The sequence below is a fragment of the Pseudomonas bananamidigenes genome (genome assembly GCF_001679645.1).
In the GTDB taxonomy this organism is placed as follows: Bacteria; Pseudomonadota; Gammaproteobacteria; order Pseudomonadales; family Pseudomonadaceae; genus Aquipseudomonas; species Aquipseudomonas bananamidigenes.
The window spans coordinates 30,803-48,373 of record NZ_LRUN01000058.1 but is presented as its reverse complement, the minus strand read 5'-3'; the positions used below and the strand labels follow the sequence as shown (position 1 = coordinate 48,373).

At 59.9% G+C, this 17,571-nt stretch carries 18 protein-coding genes; all 18 read left to right on the top strand.

What is annotated here, in order from left to right; all coding sequences use genetic code 11:
- The first annotated feature begins 6 nt into the window (after positions 1–6).
- A complete protein-coding gene (gene pseB, locus BBF94_RS20470) occupies positions 7–1,008 on the top strand; it encodes a UDP-N-acetylglucosamine 4,6-dehydratase (inverting) (protein WP_065260789.1) in 1,002 nt (333 codons plus the stop codon).
- A complete protein-coding gene (pseC, locus tag BBF94_RS20465) occupies positions 1,005–2,162 on the top strand; it encodes a UDP-4-amino-4,6-dideoxy-N-acetyl-beta-L-altrosamine transaminase (RefSeq protein ID WP_065260788.1) in 1,158 nt (385 codons plus the stop codon). The genes pseB and pseC overlap by 4 nt, the downstream gene beginning before the upstream one ends.
- Positions 2,163–2,193: 31 nt before the next feature.
- Entirely contained in the window at positions 2,194–2,814 is a 621-nt protein-coding gene (locus tag BBF94_RS20460; RefSeq protein WP_065260787.1) for a pseudaminic acid biosynthesis-associated methylase, read from the top strand.
- Entirely contained in the window at positions 2,811–3,506 is a 696-nt protein-coding gene (gene pseF, locus BBF94_RS20455) for a pseudaminic acid cytidylyltransferase (RefSeq protein WP_065260786.1), read from the top strand. The genes BBF94_RS20460 and pseF overlap by 4 nt, the downstream gene beginning before the upstream one ends.
- Positions 3,503–5,005, top strand: a complete 1,503-nt coding sequence (gene pseG / locus BBF94_RS20450) for a UDP-2,4-diacetamido-2,4,6-trideoxy-beta-L-altropyranose hydrolase (RefSeq protein WP_065260785.1) — start codon at positions 3,503–3,505, stop codon at positions 5,003–5,005. Before pseF ends, pseG begins: the two co-directional genes overlap by 4 nt.
- A complete protein-coding gene (pseI, locus tag BBF94_RS20445) occupies positions 5,002–6,054 on the top strand; it encodes a pseudaminic acid synthase (protein ID WP_065260784.1) in 1,053 nt (350 codons plus the stop codon). The genes pseG and pseI overlap by 4 nt, the downstream gene beginning before the upstream one ends.
- Positions 6,055–6,279: 225 nt before the next feature.
- Positions 6,280–7,206 (top strand): ketoacyl-ACP synthase III, encoded by a 927-nt coding sequence (locus BBF94_RS20440; RefSeq protein ID WP_065260783.1) that lies wholly within the window; start codon positions 6,280–6,282, stop codon positions 7,204–7,206.
- A gap of 86 nt (positions 7,207–7,292) precedes the next feature.
- Complete coding sequence (locus BBF94_RS20435; RefSeq protein ID WP_065260782.1) at positions 7,293–8,585, top strand: motility associated factor glycosyltransferase family protein; 1,293 nt, start codon at positions 7,293–7,295, stop codon at positions 8,583–8,585.
- Positions 8,582–8,848, top strand: a complete 267-nt coding sequence (locus tag BBF94_RS20430) for a hypothetical protein (RefSeq protein WP_065260781.1) — start codon at positions 8,582–8,584, stop codon at positions 8,846–8,848. Before BBF94_RS20435 ends, BBF94_RS20430 begins: the two co-directional genes overlap by 4 nt.
- A 244-nt stretch (positions 8,849–9,092) precedes the next feature.
- Entirely contained in the window at positions 9,093–9,953 is an 861-nt protein-coding gene (locus BBF94_RS20425; RefSeq protein WP_065260780.1) for a flagellin domain-containing protein, read from the top strand.
- A gap of 72 nt (positions 9,954–10,025) precedes the next feature.
- Positions 10,026–10,382, top strand: a complete 357-nt coding sequence (locus BBF94_RS20420; RefSeq protein WP_065260779.1) for a flagellar protein FlaG — start codon at positions 10,026–10,028, stop codon at positions 10,380–10,382.
- A gap of 81 nt (positions 10,383–10,463) precedes the next feature.
- Positions 10,464–11,906 (top strand): flagellar filament capping protein FliD, encoded by a 1,443-nt coding sequence (fliD, locus tag BBF94_RS20415; RefSeq protein ID WP_065260778.1) that lies wholly within the window; start codon positions 10,464–10,466, stop codon positions 11,904–11,906.
- Positions 11,907–12,035: 129 nt separating this feature from the next.
- On the top strand, positions 12,036–12,434 hold the full coding sequence (gene fliS / locus BBF94_RS20410; protein ID WP_065260777.1) for a flagellar export chaperone FliS: 399 nt from the start codon (positions 12,036–12,038) through the stop codon (positions 12,432–12,434).
- Positions 12,435–12,444: 10 nt separating this feature from the next.
- Entirely contained in the window at positions 12,445–12,741 is a 297-nt protein-coding gene (locus BBF94_RS20405) for a flagellar assembly protein FliT (protein WP_065260776.1), read from the top strand.
- A gap of 172 nt (positions 12,742–12,913) precedes the next feature.
- Positions 12,914–14,389 carry a sigma-54 dependent transcriptional regulator gene (locus BBF94_RS20400; RefSeq protein ID WP_003222863.1) on the top strand — a complete coding sequence of 492 codons (1,476 nt, stop codon included), beginning with the start codon at positions 12,914–12,916 and terminating at the stop codon, positions 14,387–14,389.
- A gap of 128 nt (positions 14,390–14,517) precedes the next feature.
- On the top strand, positions 14,518–15,711 hold the full coding sequence (locus BBF94_RS20395; protein WP_176704485.1) for a sensor histidine kinase: 1,194 nt from the start codon (positions 14,518–14,520) through the stop codon (positions 15,709–15,711).
- A 5-nt stretch (positions 15,712–15,716) separates the two neighbouring features.
- Complete coding sequence (locus tag BBF94_RS20390) at positions 15,717–17,108, top strand: sigma-54-dependent transcriptional regulator (protein ID WP_065260827.1); 1,392 nt, start codon at positions 15,717–15,719, stop codon at positions 17,106–17,108.
- Between the two features lie 128 nt (positions 17,109–17,236).
- Positions 17,237–17,566 (top strand): flagellar hook-basal body complex protein FliE, encoded by a 330-nt coding sequence (gene fliE / locus BBF94_RS20385; protein WP_065260774.1) that lies wholly within the window; start codon positions 17,237–17,239, stop codon positions 17,564–17,566.
- The last annotated feature ends 5 nt before the right edge of the window (positions 17,567–17,571 follow it).

Here is a 17,571-nt window from a genome sequence, read left to right as displayed (position 1 = left end):
CAAGACATGTTCAACGGCAAATCGATTTTCATCTCCGGTGGTACAGGCTCGTTCGGGCGCAAATTCATTGCGCGCCTGCTCGAGCAATACCAGCCCAAACGCGTGGTGGTGTTCTCCCGGGATGAGCTTAAACAGTACGAAATGCAGCAGACGTTCAACGCGCCGTGCATGCGTTACTTCCTCGGCGATGTGCGCGACGGCGAGCGTCTGCGCCAGGCCATGCGCGGCATCGATTACGTGGTGCATGCGGCGGCGCTCAAGCAGGTGCCGGCGGCGGAGTACAACCCCACCGAGTGCATCCGCACCAACGTCAATGGCGCGGAGAACATCATCACCGCCGCCATCGACAACGGTGTGAAGAAAGTCGTCGCGCTGTCCACCGACAAGGCCGCGAGCCCGATCAACCTGTACGGCGCCACCAAGTTGCTGTCGGACAAATTGTTCGTCGCGGCCAACAACATTGCCGGTGAGCAACAGACGCGGTTTGCCGTGGTGCGCTATGGCAACGTGGCCGGCTCGCGTGGTTCGGTGGTGCCGTTCTTCAGCCAGCTGATCGCCGGTGGCGCGAAAGAACTGCCGATCACCGACGAGCGCATGACCCGTTTCTGGATCACCCTCGATCACGGCGTGCAATTCGTCCTCGACAGTTTTGCGCGGATGCATGGGGGTGAAGTGTTCGTGCCGAAGATCCCGTCGATCCGCATTGTCGATCTGGCCCGGGGCATGGCCGGGCATCTGCCACACAAGAACGTCGGCATCCGTCCGGGGGAAAAGCTGCACGAACTGATGGTGCCGCTGGACGATGCGCGGATGACCCTGGAGTTCGAAGATCACTACACGATTCAGCCTTCGATCCGTTTCACCAGTGTCGATGTCGATTTTGCCGTCGACAGACTCGGCGAGCAGGGGCGGCCGGTGGGCGAGGACTTTGAGTATCGCTCCGACACCAACCCGCATTTCCTCTCGGTCGGGCAGATCGCCGACCTGCACGCGAAGCTGTCGATATGATTCCGTATGGTCGGCAAAGCCTCGATCAGGCGGATATCGACGCGGTCGTCGAGGTGTTGCAGTCCGACTGGTTGACCCAGGGGCCGACCATCGAGCGCTTCGAGCAAGCCATGGCCGAGCGTTGCCAGGCGGATTTCGCGGTCGCGGTGTGCAACGCCACCGCTGCGTTGCACATTGCCTGCCTGGCGGCGGGGCTCGGTCCGGGCGACCGTTTGTGGACCACGCCGAACACCTTTTTAGCGTCGGCCAACTGCGGCCGTTACTGCGGCGCCGACGTTGATTTCGTCGACATCGATCCGCTGACCTGGAACCTCGATGCCGAGCGGCTGGCCAGCAAACTCGACACCGCCGAACGCGACGGCACCTTGCCCAAAGTGCTGGTGGCGGTGGCGTTCTCCGGGCAGAGCTGCGACATGCGGCGCATTGCCGGATTGGCCGAGCGCTACAACTTCACCGTGATCGAAGATGCCTCCCACGCGGTCGGCGCCAGTTACGCCGGGCGTCCTGTGGGCTGTGGCGAATTTGCGGCAATGACGGTATTCAGTTTCCACCCGGTGAAGATCGTCACCAGCGGCGAAGGCGGTATGGTGCTGACCAATCGCCCGGAGCTGGCCGAGCATCTGCAACGCCTTCGCAGCCACGGCATGACCCGCGATCCGCAGCAAATGACCGAATCCAGCCACGGACCGTGGTATTACCAGCAGATCGAGCTGGGCTTCAACTACCGGATCACCGATCTGCAAGCCGCGCTGGGTCTGTCACAGTTGAGCAAACTGGACGAATTCATCGCCCGTCGCCGCGAGTTGGCCGCACGTTATGACCGCCTCCTGGCGTATTTGCCGCTCACCCTTCCGGGGATCCAGGCGGACGCAGAATCGGCCTGGCATCTTTATGTGGTGCGCTTGCAGACCGAGCGCATCAGCCTCAGCCACCGTCAGGTGTTCGAAGGTTTGCGTGCGGCCGGGGTCGGTGTGAATCTGCATTACATTCCGGTGCATCTGCAGCCTTACTATCGTGAACAGGGTTTTGCCGAGGGAGACTTTCCCGAGGCCGAGCGTTATTACGCCGAAGCGATCAGCCTGCCGCTGTTTCCGCTGCTGAGTGATCAGCAGCAGGATTACGTGGTCGAGCAACTGCGTCGGTTGACTGAATAAGTGCCGCTGTCGCGGTGGATGGAAAACGGCAATGCGTGATCTGAGCGAACAGGAATACTTCTGGCAGGGCGAATTCGGCAACCAGTACGTCGAGCGCAACATCGGACAACCGTTGGTGGCGGCCAATCTGGCGTTGTTCGCCAAGGCCCTGACACGGGCCGGGCGGATCGACAGCCTGCTGGAACTGGGCACCAACGCCGGCAACAACTTGCAGGCGTTGCGACAGCTGTTGCCGCACTGCGAACTGTCTGGCGTCGAGATCAACGCCAGCGCCTGCGCTCAGGCGCGTGCGCTGGATATCGCAACAATCTGGCACGGCTCGTTGTTCGATTTCCCCCGCGAACGAACCTTCGACCTGACACTCAGCAAAGGCGTGCTGATTCATCTGGCACCGGAGCTGTTGCCGACCGCCTATGCGCAGTTGTACGAGCTGAGCCGGCGCTACATCCTGATCGCCGAGTATTACAATCCGTCACCGGTGGAAGTGTCCTATCGCGGTAACAGCGGCAAGCTGTTCAAGCGCGATTTCGCCGGGGAAATGCTTGATCGCTATCCGCATCTGCAACTGCTGGATTACGGTTTCGGTTATCACCGCGATCCGCAATTCCCGCTGGATGACGTCACCTGGTTCCTGTTGGAAAAACGCCCTTGAGCAACGTCGCAATCATCCCGGCCCGCGGCGGTAGCAAACGCATACCGCGCAAGAATCTCAAGCCGTTCGACGGTGTGCCGATGATTGTCCGTTCGATTCGCACGGCGCTGGATTCGGGGTTGTTCGAGCAAGTGGTGGTCAGCACCGACGACGCAGAGATCGCCGAGCTGGCGCGGGCTCATGGTGCTCACGTGCCGTTCATGCGTCCGGCGCAGCTGGCCGATGATTTCACCGGCACTGCGCAGGTGATCGTGCATGCCTTGCAGCAACTGCCGCACTTTGATTACGCCTGCTGTGTGTACGCCACGGCGCCACTGTTGCAGGCGCGGTTTCTGCGTCAGGGCTTTGAGTTGCTGGCGCAGCATCCGGACAAGTCCTTTGCTTTTTCCGTCACCGATTTCGGTTTTCCGGTGCAGCGTGCCTTGACCCTTGACGGGCAGGGCGCGTTGATGGCGCTGTACCCCGAATTTCGCGATACCCGTTCGCAGGATCTGCCACCTGCCTTTCAGGATGCCGGCCAGTTCTATTGGGGCCGCAGCCAGGCGTGGCTGCGTGGCGAGATTCTGTATTCACCGGCCAGCCTGCCGGTGATCCTGCCCCGGCATCTGGTGCAGGACATCGACACCGCAGAAGACTGGAAACGCGCCGAATACCTCTACGCCGCGCTCAAGGCCGGCGGGGAGCTGCAATGAGAGTGCTGATTCGCGCCGACGCCTCGCCGACCATCGGCAGTGGCCATATCGCCCGTTGTCTGACGCTGGCGCGAGTGCTGCGCGCACAGGGCAGCCATGTCGCGTTCGCCTGTCGCCGGTTGCCCGGTAATCGGCTGGAGACGTTGCAGGCCGAGGGCTTCGAGACCTTTGCGCTGCCTGGTCGCTATATCGACGAAGATCCACATCAGGCCATCGAGTCGATGCTGCCGTGGCAGGCGGATATCGATGCACTGGCGACGCAGCTGGAAGGACAGGCCGCATTCGACTGGATCATCGCCGACCATTACGGTCTCGATCACCACTGGCAGACCGCTGCGCGCCGTTTCGGCTCGCGCATCGCTGCCGTGGATGATCTGGCGACCCGGCGCTACAGCGTGGATCTGCTGCTCAATCAGAATCTTTCCGGGCTCAGTGAAAACTATCAACCGCTGCTGCCGGCCGGTTGCCGTACCTTGCTTGGGCCGCGATTCGCCATGCTGCGCGAAGAGTTCAGTGGCCCGGCCATCGAGATCAAACCCGTGGCGCGGCGGGTGTTGGTGAACTTCGGTGGTTTCGATGCCGCCCGACAGACCCATCACGCGATGCTGGCGCTGGCGGATTTTTCCGGGCTGGAAGTGGACTTCGTCGCCGGTGCCGACAACCCGGCATGGGCCGAGATGCAGGCACTGGCCGAGAATCGGCCGAACTGGCGGCTGCACAGTTTCGTCAGTGACTTTCATCGGCGCATGACCGAAGCCGACCTGTTCATCGGCGCCGGCGGTGGCACCAGTTGGGAGCGCGCGGCCTTGGGCCTGCCGACGATTTGCATCGCCGTGTCGAATAACCAGCAGAACAACGGCGAAGTCATGGCAGCGGCCGGTGCCCATGTCTTCATGGGCGCCCGCGAGCAGGTCAGCGTCGCGCAACTGCGTGATGCCATCGGGTTTGTCGTCGACAATTTCTACCTGCGCCAAAGCCTGGCCGAGCGCTCGCGCCAATTGGTCGACGGACGCGGTGCATTGCGGGTGGCGGCGGCATTGGCCGGCGCCGTACTCAGGCTGCGCAAGGCGACGCCGGACGATGCGCAGTTGCTGTTCGACGGGCGCAATGCCGAGGCGGTGCGTCGCTGGTCACTGGAGAGTGGCGTGATCGGGTGGTCGCAGCATCTGAACTGGCTCGACGCGAGTTTGCGCAATCCTCAACGCTTGCTGTTGATTGCCGAGGCCGATGACGGCCCGGTCGGGGTGTTGCGCTACGATCTGCGCGGCTTCGACGCTGAAGTTTCGCTGTATGTGCTGGAGGGGCGTTTCGGTCTCGGCTGGGGCAGGGCGCTGCTGGCGCGGGGCGAGGCGTTCGTCACTGCACACTGGCCGCAGATGACTGCGATCACCGCGCAGGTCTTGCCGGCCAATCTGGCCTCGCTCAATGTATTTCGTGACGCAGGTTTCACCCAAAATGCCTGCGCGTTCACCAGGGAATTGAAGGAACCCCGCTCATGAACAGTTTCAGGATTGGCGACCGCCTTGTCGGTGCCGATGCACCACCGTTCATCATTGCCGAAATGAGCGGCAACCATAACCAGTCGCTGGACGTCGCCCTGCAGATTGTCGAAGCGGCGGCCAGGTCCGGTGCCCACGCCTTGAAGCTGCAAACCTACACCGCCGACACCATGACCCTGGATCTTTCGGAAGGTGAATTTTTCATCAAGGATCCGCACAGCCTGTGGGCCGGCACGTCGCTTTACGATCTCTACGAAAAGGCCCACACCCCGTGGGAATGGCACGCGCCGATCTTCGCCCGGGCCAAGGAATTGGGCATGCTCGCGTTTTCGACGCCGTTCGATGACAGCGCCGTGGACTTTCTTGAAAACCTTGATGTCCCGGCCTATAAGATCGCCAGTTTCGAAAACACCGATCTGCCGCTGATTCGTCGTGTCGCGGCCACTGGCAAACCGCTGATCATTTCCACCGGCATGGCCAGCATCGCCGAACTCGACGAAACCGTGCGCGCTGCCCGTGAGGCCGGGTGCAAGGATCTGGTGTTGCTCAAATGCACCAGCACCTACCCGGCGACGCCGCTCAACAGCAATGTGCGCACTATCCCGCATTTGCGTGAATTGTTCGGTTGTCAGGTCGGTCTGTCGGATCATTCGATGGGGGTCGGCGTGTCGGTAGCGGCCGTGGCACTGGGGGCGACGGTGGTGGAAAAACACTTTACCCTCGACCGCTCGGCGGGCGGCGTGGATGCCAGTTTCTCCCTGGAGCCTGCGGAGCTGGCCAGTCTGGTGGTCGAAACCGAGCGTGCCTGGCAGGCCATGGGCCAGGTGCATTACGGGGTGACCGAAGCCGAGCAGAAGTCTCTGGTCTACCGCCGCTCACTCTATGTCACGGCCGATATGGCAGCCGGAGAGCCTTTCACGGCGGCCAACCTGCGCGCCATTCGTCCCGGTCTCGGTCTGCCGCCCAAGCATGCCGATGCTGTCCTCGGCCGCCGCGCGCGGTCACCGATCAAGCGTGGTACGCCGCTGGACTGGTCCCTGGTCGAGTAATCCGATCTGCACCGATTTGGCCAAATAGCGTGACCTGCGAGTCATAACGCGCATCTTCACTGTATTGTATTGATCGGGGAGATGGCGCCTGGCCCGTTATCGGTTTCAGTGTCAGCCCTTTGCGCTCCCCGTGGCTGCCCGTCGTGGCGGCCGTTTTCTGTTTGTCGGCGCCCCTCGAATCCTTGCGAGCGGTGGTATTGGGCTGTTTTTTATTGGGAAGCCGTAATGATTGGCATAAAAAGCATTGCGAGCTACGTTCCTGTAGCCGGCGTGGACAATTACGCACAAGGTGCAAAATTCGAGAAGGATGAAGAATTCATCCTCGGCAAGATCGGTTCGGCCTTCCTCCCACGCAAAGACGCGGAACAGGAAACCTCCGATCTGTGCGTTGAAGCGGCCAATGCGCTGTTTGCCAGCAACCCTGAACTGAAACGTGAATCCATCGACGCGCTGATCGTCGTCACCCAGAACGGTGACGAAGAAGGCCTGCCGCACACCGCAGCCATCGTCCAGGACAAGCTCGGTCTGCCGACCCATGTTGCGGCGTTCGACATTTCCCTCGGCTGCTCCGGCTACGTCTATGGCATCTATGCGATCAAAGGTTTCATGGAAGCGGCCGGCCTCAAGAACGGCCTGCTGATCACCGCTGACCCGTATTCGAAGATCGTCGATCCGGAAGATCGCAACACCACCATGCTGTTTGGCGACGCCGCCACCGCCACCTGGATGGGCGAAGATCCGATCTGGGCGCTGGGCAAGGCCAAGTTCGGCACTGACGGTTCCGGTGCACCGCATCTGAAAGTCACCGATGGGGTGTTCTTCATGAACGGTCGTCAGGTGTTCAACTTTGCCCTGTTGAAAGTCCCGGCGCACTTGCATGAATTGCTCGACGATTCCGGCCTCGGCGCCGATGACATCGATGCGTTCTGTATTCACCAGGGCAGTGCCGCGATCGTTGATGCCGTTGCGCGGCGTTTCGAAGGCGAGCCGGAGAAATTCATCAAGGACATGGTCGAGACCGGCAACACCGTGTCGTCGAGCATTCCGCTGCTGCTGGAAAAGCACGCGCTGGACTCCAGCTGGAACCGGGTGGCGCTCAGCGGTTTCGGTGTCGGTCTGTCGTGGGGCTCGGCGATTATCTATCGTCCTTGAATCCATCGAAAACGACAGATACAAAAATAGCGTTCCAGGGTTAACCTTGAACGCTATTTTTTTGCCTGAAGGGAGCGCGAGGCGCCATGAGCGAGTTTTTCCAGGGCAACGCTGAAGTCATCCAGAAACGCTGGCCGGCACTGTTCGCGCGATTGCAGAGCGAAGACAGTTCGGCAATCGAGGCCGGACTGACAGAAGGCCTGGGGACGACACTGAGCATCAACGGCATCCAGCTCACCAGCCGTCATGATCGCGTCCGCGAAGCCCGGATTCAGGCCGAGAGCCTGCCGGCGGGCAAGCCGCAATTACATGTCTATGGCACCGGCCTCGGGGATCTGCCTTCCGTGCTGCTGGAGCGCAACGGGCTCGAGCGACTCTACGTGCACATCCTCAACGGCGCGCTGTTTGCCCTGGTGCTGCAACTGCTCGATCAGCGCCAATGGCTGCAGGACGCTCGAGTCGAACTGCTGTACGCCGGCGACCTGCCGGATATTTGCACGCCGTTCTTTGCATTGCCCGCCGAAATGCTGCTGGCCGACGACTTCAACGCGAAGATTCGTGATCGACTGGTCAGTGAAGTGCACCTGAGTTTCAACAATCGGGAGTTCGATCCGCAGTTGCCGTTCATTCAGCAGCGTTTGCGTGACTGTTTGCCCGTGCTGCTCGCTGACGATGATGTGGCGCAATTGTTCGGCACCTGCGCCGGACGGGAAATCTATGTGCTCGGTACCGGGCCGACCCTCGAGCAGCATTTCGAGCGTCTGGCTGCGATTCGCCAGCAAAGCGACCGTCCGCTGTTCATTTGTGTCGACACCGCCTATCGGCCGCTGCGCGAGCACGGCATCGTGCCGGATTTCGTGGTGAGCATCGACCAGCGCATCAGCTTCCGGCATCTGCCTTGCGAGGCGTCCGACGGCATTGCGCTGGTGTACTTGCCCATGAGCGATCCCGACGTTTTACGGGCATGGAAGGGCAAGCGCTACGGCGGTTATTCGCTCAGTCCGGTCTATGCGGCGTTGCGTGAGCAATACCCTCGGGCACTGCTGCATGTTGGCGGCAGTGTGATTCACCCGGCGGTGGATCTGGCGGTGAAGATGGGGGCAGGGCGGATCACCCTGTTCGGCGCCGACTTCGCGTTCCCGATGAACAAGACCCACGCCGGCTGGAATGACGGCGACCTGGGGCCTTCGGTGAACCAGGCGCGGCACTGGGTGCTGGATGGCTTCGGCCAGCGTGTCAGTACGCAGCTCAATTTCCGCGGTTATCTGTGCGTGCTGGAGCGTTACATCGCCAGCCAGCCGCAGGTGGCGTTCTACAACAGCAGTCGCTCGGGGGCGTTGATTGCCGGGACGCGTTTCAATCAGGAGTTTGTGCAATGAGCGCACTGCAAGGCTGTGTCGATGAATGCCGGCGTTGCGCCGTGCTGTTCCGGCTGGGGCGTGATGTGGAGGCGGCGCTGGACATGGTGGAGGTGTTTGAAGGTGTACAGCATTTGCTGGTGCCTGCAGCCGCGGATGCGCAGCAAGCCTGGACGCATTTGCTCACGCAGATGCTCGATTGCCAGGAGCGCCAGGACTGGCTGGGTCTCGCCGATTTCATGGAGTACGAATTGATCCATCTGCTGGAAAGTTCTTCGGCATAAGGAATCACCGACAGCGCTGGCTCGCAGGTTTGCGCCGTGGATAGTTTTATGACGTCATTTTTTCGTGGGTAAAACGCGGCTAAGTCTTTGTTTTCTAGGGAGTGGCAGGGTGATGGCAAAAATTTTCAAAAAAGCCCTCAAGCAACCTGCAATCCCGACGATAACTATTACGAAGGTTCTCTAGGCCATACCCGGCGGTTGCCAGGGCCGGAAGCCGCAGTACCCAACCAACGAGGAATTCGTCATGGCTTTAACTGTAAACACCAACACCACGTCGCTGAACGTTCAGAAAAACCTGAACCGCGCTTCCGACGCTCTGTCGACTTCGATGCAGCGCCTGTCTTCCGGCCTGAAAATCAACAGCGCCAAAGACGACGCCGCTGGCCTGCAGATCTCCAACCGCATGTCTTCGCAGATCCGCGGTAACACCCAGGCTATCCAGAACGCCAACGACGGTATCTCCGTTGCCCAGACCGCTGAAGGCGCTCTGCAAGCTTCGACCGACATCCTGCAGCGTATGCGTGAACTGGCTGTTAAAGCCCGTAACGGAACCAACGGTACTGCTGACCAGACCGCGACCAACGCCGAATTCGCTCAGATGTCTGACGAACTGACTCGTATCGCTCAGTCCACCAACCTGAACGGCAAGTTCCTGCTGGACGGTTCGGCTGGTACTGTAACTCTGCAAGTCGGCGCCAACACCGGTTCGGCTAACCACATCGACCTGGTACTGAGCTCCAAGTTCGACGCCGCCAGCCTGTCCGTAGGCAGCGGTACCGTAGTTCTGACCGGTACTTCCGGTACTGGCGCTGGTTCTGCTTCGCAGAACATCGACAACGCGATCACTGCAATCGACGCCGCTATCGCGACCATCGGTGCAACCCGTGCAAACCTGGGTGCTTCGCAGAACCGTCTGACCAGCACCATCCAGAACCTGCAGAACATCAACGAAAACACCACTGCTGCACAAGGTCGCGTACAAGATACCGACTTCGCCGCAGAGACTGCTAACCTGACCAAGCAGCAAACCCTGCAACAGGCTTCGACCTCTGTTCTGGCTCAAGCCAACCAACTGCCTTCCGCTGTACTGAAGCTGCTTCAGTAATTTCGGAATGAGTTTTGGCGGGGGAGTGCGCTTGCGTGCTCTCTCGCCTTTTCACGTTAAGAGGTGATGGGCATGGACATGAGCGTAAAGCTTAACGTGTCTTATCCGGCTCCCAAGCAGGCCAGTCCGGTTGCCGACAAGCCGTCGGAGACCAAGCCTTCGACCGTTGAAACTGTTTCCGAGGCGAAAAAAAGCCAGGAGACGGATGAAAACAAGTTGAAGCTGGCGGTGCAGGAGATCGAGAAGTTTGTTCAATCGATCAAGCGCAACCTGGAGTTTTCGATCGATGAGCATTCTGGCAAGGTCATCGTCAAAGTGATCGCCAGCGAGACAGGTGAGGTCGTAAGACAGATTCCTTCCGCTGAGGCGCTCAAGCTGGCAGACAGTCTCGCCAACGCAAGTCATGTGTTGTTCGACGCCAAAGTCTGATAGCTGGCATGAAACGTGTTTGAAGTTCTTTAGACGCCGACCAGGGTCAAAAGACTGGCAACAAATCAAAGGGAGATGCACATGGCAAGTCCAATTCTACCGGGTACCGGCCTGGGTTCCGGCCTGGACATCGGTGCGATCGTTACTGCGCTGGTCAACGCCGACAAATCGGCGAAGCAGACGCAGATCGATACCCAGACGAAAAACAACACGCTGAAAATTTCCGGTGTGGGCACGCTCAAGAGCGCGCTGACCACGTTCCAATCTGCCCTGGCCACCCTGAACAGCAAGACCACTCCTGCGTTCGCCGGGTATACGGCCACATCGAGCACACCTGCAACGCTGACCGTGACTTCCGACAATACGGCTGTCTCCGGTTCCTACAGCGTTGTCGTCAAGAATTTGGCCTCGGGGTCGAAAGTAGCAAGTGCAGCCTTCGCCGGCGGCGCCTCCAGTGCCATTCCGAGTGGTACCCTGAAAATCAGTCAGAATGGCACTGATTACAATGTCACCATTCCGGCCAACGCCACCTTGCAGAGCACTCGTGACGCCATCAACACGGCTCAGGGCAGCAACGGCATTTCTGCCAACATCGTGACCGACGCCAGTGGCGCTTCTCGTCTGGTGATCAGTTCGAGCAAAACGGGTGCAGGCTCCGATCTGTCGGTCAGCGGTATCGCCGGTCTGGAAATCGATGGCACCAAGGTCATGTCCGACACGCCGGCGGCCAGCGACTCGGGCTCGGTCGGTGGTCTCGCCAAGGACGCATCGCTGACCATCGACGGTCTGGCAGTGACCAGCAAGAGCAACACCGTTACCGGTGCGATCAGTGGCATGACCCTTAATCTGGTGTCTGCCAACTCGACGCCAACCACGGTTACCGTCGACACCAATACCAAAGGTCTGCAAACGTCGATTCAGACGTTCATCGACGCCTACAACACGCTCAAGAGCACCGTGGACACCTTGTCCAAGGCGACTCCGGATGAAGATGGCAAGCTGACCGTGCAGGCGGCATTCACGGGTGATGCCCTGCCGCGTTCGCTGATTGCCGGCATTCGTGCCGAATTCACCGGTGCTGGCGCTGGCGGCGCGATGTCCTACCTGTCGCAGGTCGGTGTGATGACCGACTCCATCACCGGTAACCTGAAGCTCGACACTAATGCCTTCAACAAGGCCATGGCTGTACCGGGTGCGACTGGTCAGGTGCAACAGCTGTTCAACGGCACCAATGACACCAACGGTCTGCTGGCGCGGGTGAGCAAGTCGGTAGACCCTTACCTCAAGGCTTCGGCTGATGGCAAGACCCAGGGGCTGCTGGATCAGCGACTCACCATCCTGAACAACAACAGCCGCGATATCTCCGATCAGCAAAAAGCGCTGGACGTCCGGGTGGCCAACCTGACCAAGACGTTGACCGCCAAGTACAACGCCATGGACTTGCTGGTAGGGCAGATGAAGGCCACGGCGAGCAACATCACGTCGTTCTTCGCCTCGCTCAACGCGCAGCAATCTGCGAAGTAACATGCAAGAGCGACAAAAACCCGGCTACGCTTTCGAGCGTGTGCCGGGTTTTTGTCTTGTGGTCTAAAGTTTTTCGACTCGCAGGCGATACACTGGTCATACGAGTCATTGTGGCAAATGAGGTAGAACATGAATCCGATGTTAGCCCTTCGGCAGTACCAGAAAGTTGGCGCTCAAGCTCAGACTTCAGAAGCGAGCCCTCACCGTCTGGTGCAGATGCTGATGGAAGGTGGCCTGGATCGTATCGCTCAGGCCAAGGGCGCGATCGAGCGCAAGGACATTCCTGCCAAGTGCACGTCGATCAGCAAGGCCATTGGCATTGTAAGCGGCCTGCGCGAAGGTCTGGATCTGGAAAACTCGGCCGATACGCTGGCCGATCTGGACGGGCTGTATATCTACATGATGAAGCGTCTTGCCGAGGCGAACATCAGCAGCGACCCGCGTATCCTGGACGAAGTCGCCGGCCTGCTGACCACGGTAAAGGAAGGCTGGGACGCTATCGCGCCTGTTCCCGCTCCTCAGTTTTAAGGAGATCACCATGAGTCTTGTATTGCAGCGAATCGAAGAAACCCGTGTGGCGCTGGTCGATGCTCTGGCCGAGCGTAACTGGGAGGCAATCGGTCAACTGGATCTTGATTGCCGTTCCTGCATGGAAGATGTCATGAGTGAGGCTTCTTTGGATGAAGTGGCGCTGCGTGACAATCTTGAGGAGTTGCTGCATGTGTACAAGCAGTTGCTCGAGGTTGCCATGGGAGAACGCCAGGCGATAGTCGACGAGATGTCGCAGATCACACAGGCGAAAAACGCGGCAAAGGTTTACCATCTGTTTGGTTAATTAACCCTCAGTTAATCCAGACATGTGCGCCATAAATTTGACTGTGCACGGTTTTTTGACTTAACTAGTGGCTGTTTTCAGATTTCAGGCGTCTACAGGCACGAAGTGTCCTGCAAGCGTCTCGCTTGCCCCTCGTTTCGGGCATTGAGTTGACTAGGGAAGTTGCTATTGCATGTGGCGTGAAACCAAAATTCTGCTGATCGATGACGATAGCGTCCGCCGCCGCGACCTGGCGGTGATTTTAAATTTTCTTGGCGAAGAAAATTTACCCTGCGGAAGCCATGACTGGCAGCAGGCAGTCGGCTCTTTGTCGTCTAGTCGTGAGGTCATTTGCGTACTGATCGGGACGGTTAATGCTCCTGGTGCGCTTTTGGGCCTGTTAAAGACACTCTCGACCTGGGATGAGTTCCTTCCGGTTTTGCTGATGGGCGATAATTCTTCGGTGGACCTGCCCGAAGACCAGCGCCGTCGGGTGCTTTCGACGCTCGAAATGCCGCCGAGCTACAGCAAGCTGCTGGATTCCCTGCATCGTGCCCAGGTCTATCGCGAAATGTATGACCAGGCCCGTGAGCGCGGTCGTCATCGCGAACCCAACCTGTTCCGCAGCCTCGTCGGCACCAGCCGGGCGATCCAGCATGTGCGGCAGATGATGCAGCAGGTGGCCGACACCGACGCCAGTGTGTTGATCCTCGGCGAGTCCGGCACCGGCAAGGAAGTGGTTGCGCGTAACCTGCATTACCATTCCAAGCGCCGTGACGCGCCATTCGTGCCGGTCAATTGTGGTGCCATTCCGGCAGAGCTGCTGGAGAGCGAACTGTTCGGCCACGAGAAGGGGGCCTTCACCGGCGCCATCACCAGCCGTGCCGGCCGTTTCGAGCTGGCCAACGGCGGCACCTTGTTCCTCGACGAAATCGGCGACATGCCGCTGCCGATGCAGGTCAAGCTGCTGCGCGTGCTGCAGGAGCGGACCTTTGAGCGCGTGGGGAGCAACAAGACCCAGAGCGTCGATGTGCGCATCATTGCCGCAACCCACAAGAATCTCGAAAGCATGATCGAGATCGGCACTTTCCGCGAAGATCTCTACTATCGCCTGAACGTGTTCCCGATCGAGATGGCGCCTTTGCGCGAGCGTGTCGAAGACATTCCGCTGCTGATGAACGAGCTGATTTCGCGGATGGAACACGAGAAGCGCGGCTCCATCCGTTTCAATTCCGCCGCCATCATGTCCCTGTGCCGTCACGGCTGGCCGGGCAACGTCCGGGAGCTGGCCAACCTGGTGGAGCGCATGGCGATCATGCATCCATACGGGGTGATCGGCGTGGTCGAGCTGCCGAAGAAGTTCCGCTACGTCGACGACGAAGACGAGCAGATGGTCGACAGTCTGCGTAGCGATCTGGAAGAGCGTGTGGCAATCAACGGTCATACGCCTGACTTCACCGCCAACGCCATGCTGCCGCCGGAAGGTCTGGATCTGAAGGACTACCTCGGTGGTCTGGAGCAGGGGCTGATCCAGCAGGCGCTGGATGATGCCAACGGTATCGTGGCTCGGGCTGCCGAGCGCCTGCGCATCCGGCGCACGACGCTTGTGGAGAAGATGCGCAAGTACGGCATGAGCCGGCGTGAAGGTGATGAACAGGCGGATGATTGACGCCTGTTTTTCAACTGCTTCATTTATAAGCAGTTTTTTTTAGGCACGGGTATTGCTACGTCCCTCGCAACGTTCCGTTTCACTGACGGTCAGCCAAGCGAGAGAGCACAATGCCCCAAGCCTCCCAGATGTCTTCTGTTCCCGAATCCTCGGGGCCACTGCCGTCCGTAGAGCAGGCCAGCCGGCAGGGGCTTGAACAGGCGTTTGCGCTGTTCAATCAGATGTCCAGTCAACTCACCGATTCCTACAGCATGCTTGAGGCGCGGGTCACCGAACTCAAGGGTGAGCTGGCCGTCGTCAGCGCTCAGCGCATGCAGGAGTTGGCGGAAAAGGAGCGGTTGGCCAACCGTTTGCAAAACCTCCTCGACCTGTTGCCGGGTGGTGTGATCGTCATCGACGGGCACGGGATCGTGTGCGAGGCCAATCCCGCCGCTATCGAATTGCTCGGCTTGCCGCTCGAGGGCGAGCTGTGGCGTCATGTCATTACCCGCTGCTTCGCGCCCCGTGAAGATGACGGTCATGAAATCTCTCTTAAAAACGGTCGACGCCTGTCGATTGCCACCCGCTCGCTGGATGCCGAGCCAGGGCAGCTCGTGCTGCTCAACGACCTGACTGAAACCCGTCATTTGCAGGATCAGCTCGCTCGCCATGAGCGACTCTCGTCGCTGGGGCGCATGGTCGCTTCGCTGGCTCATCAGATTCGCACGCCACTTTCCGCTGCGCTGCTTTATGCCAGTCATTTGACTGAGCAAGCGCTGCCGGTCGCCACACAGCAACGTTTTGCCGGGCGTCTCAAAGAGCGTTTGCATGAGCTGGAGCACCAGGTGCGCGACATGCTGGTTTTCGCTCGCGGCGAGCTGCCGTTGACCGATCGCCTCACGCCCAATGAGCTGATGCAGTCTTTGCAGGCTGCGGCGCTGGCTCATGTGCAGGATCTGCCCATTCGCTGGCAATGCGACAGTCATGCGGGCGAGTTGCTGTGCAACCGAGACACGCTCGTCGGCGCACTGCTCAACCTGATCGAAAACGCCATTCAGGCCAGTGGCGGCGACGTGCGTCTGAAGGTGCATTGCTACACCCGTGGCAACAGCCTGCGTCTGTGTGTGAGTGATAACGGCGGCGGCATCGAGCCGGCGGTACTGGCGCGACTGGGCGAGCCATTTTTCACCACCAAGGTCACCGGCACTGGCCTGGGCCTGACCGTGGTCAAGGCTGTGGCCCGGGCGCATCAAGGAGAATTGCAGCTGCGCTCACGAGTGGGGCGCGGCACGTGCGCGCAGGTCGTCCTGCCGATGTTTTCCGCTGTACAGGGAGCTGAGTGAAGGTCATGGGCATCAAGGTTCTGCTGGTCGAGGATGACCGTTCATTGCGCGAGGCGCTGGCCGATACATTGCTGCTGGCGGGTCACGACTATCACGCTGTGGGTTCGGCCGAAGAGGCGCTGAAGGCTGTGGAGTGCGAGGCATTCAGCCTGGTGGTCAGCGACGTCAACATGCCGGGCATGGACGGTCATCAGTTGCTCGGCCTGTTGCGTGCCCGTCAGCCGCAACTGCCGGTGCTGCTGATGACGGCTCACGGCGCGGTCGAGCGAGCGGTGGATGCCATGCGTCAGGGCGCGGCGGACTATCTGGTCAAGCCTTTCGAGCCGAAAGCGCTGCTGGATCTGGTGGTTCGCCACGCTTTGGGCAATCTCGGTGCTGCCGACACGGAAGGGCCGGTAGCCGTCGAGCCGGCCAGTGTTCAGTTGCTGGATCTGGCGGCGCGGGTTGCCCGCAGCGATTCCACCGTACTGATTTCCGGTGAGTCCGGCACCGGTAAAGAGGTGTTGGCGCGCTACATCCACCAGCAATCTCATCGTGCCGGTCAGCCGTTCATTGCGATCAACTGCGCGGCGATCCCTGACAACATGCTCGAAGCAACCCTGTTCGGCCATGAAAAGGGCTCCTTCACCGGCGCCATCGCGGCGCAGCCCGGCAAATTCGAGCAGGCGGACGGCGGCACCATTCTGCTCGACGAAATTTCCGAAATGCCTCTGGGCCTGCAGGCCAAGCTGCTGCGGGTATTGCAGGAGCGTGAAGTGGAGCGGGTCGGCGCGCGCAAGCCGATCACTCTCGACATTCGTGTCGTTGCCACCACCAACCGTGACCTGGCGGGCGAAGTGGCGGCGGGGCGGTTCCGGGAAGATCTTTACTATCGTCTGTCGGTATTTCCGCTGGCGTGGCGTCCGCTGCGCGAGCGCACCGCCGATATCCTGCCGCTGGCCGAGCGCCTTCTGAGCAAGCACGTCAATAAAATGAAGCATGCGATGGCGAGGTTCTCGCCCGAGGCGCAGACGTGTCTGATCGATTACCCATGGCCGGGTAACGTTCGTGAGCTGGACAACGCTATCCAGCGGGCCTTGATTCTCCAGCAGGGAGGCCTGATCCAGCCGCAGGATTTCTGTCTCTCCGGGCCTGCGCTGTTCGCTCCATTGCCGGCGGCAGTGCCGGTGGCGCCTGTCATTCGCGAAGTCGAGATTGAAGCGGATTCGGCAGGTGCCCTGGGCGACGACCTGCGTCGCCGTGAGTTCCAGATGATCATCGACACCCTGCGTACCGAACGCGGTCGACGCAAGGAGGCCGCCGAAAAGCTCGGAATCAGCCCCCGAACGTTACGCTACAAACTGGCACAGATGCGTGATGCCGGGATGGACGTCGAAGGTTATCTGTTTGCGACGTGACGACCGTCGCAAACGTTTGAAAATGCATTTCTCCAAGCGTTGCCTGTGAGCTGGCACCGTTGTTGCTAACACCTGAGTACCCGCCGAGTGAGTGTCAAAAAATTGCGGGCCGCCCAAGAGAGTAGACCATGAGCCAAGGTATTGAATTTAATCGGTTGATGATGGACATGAAGGCCATGCAAATGGACGCCATGTCGAAGCCGAAATCGACTGCCGCTGTCCCTGAAGTGGCAGGCAGCAGCTTTTCCGACATGCTCGGTCAGGCCATCAACAAAGTGAACGATACCCAGCAGGCCTCGAGCCAATTGGCCAACGCGTTCGAAATCGGCAAGAGCGGCGTCGATCTGACGGACGTGATGATTGCCTCGCAGAAGGCCAGCGTGTCGTTCCAGGCTCTGACCCAGGTGCGCAACAAGCTGGTTCAGGCGTATCAAGACATCATGCAGATGCCGGTTTAAGGACG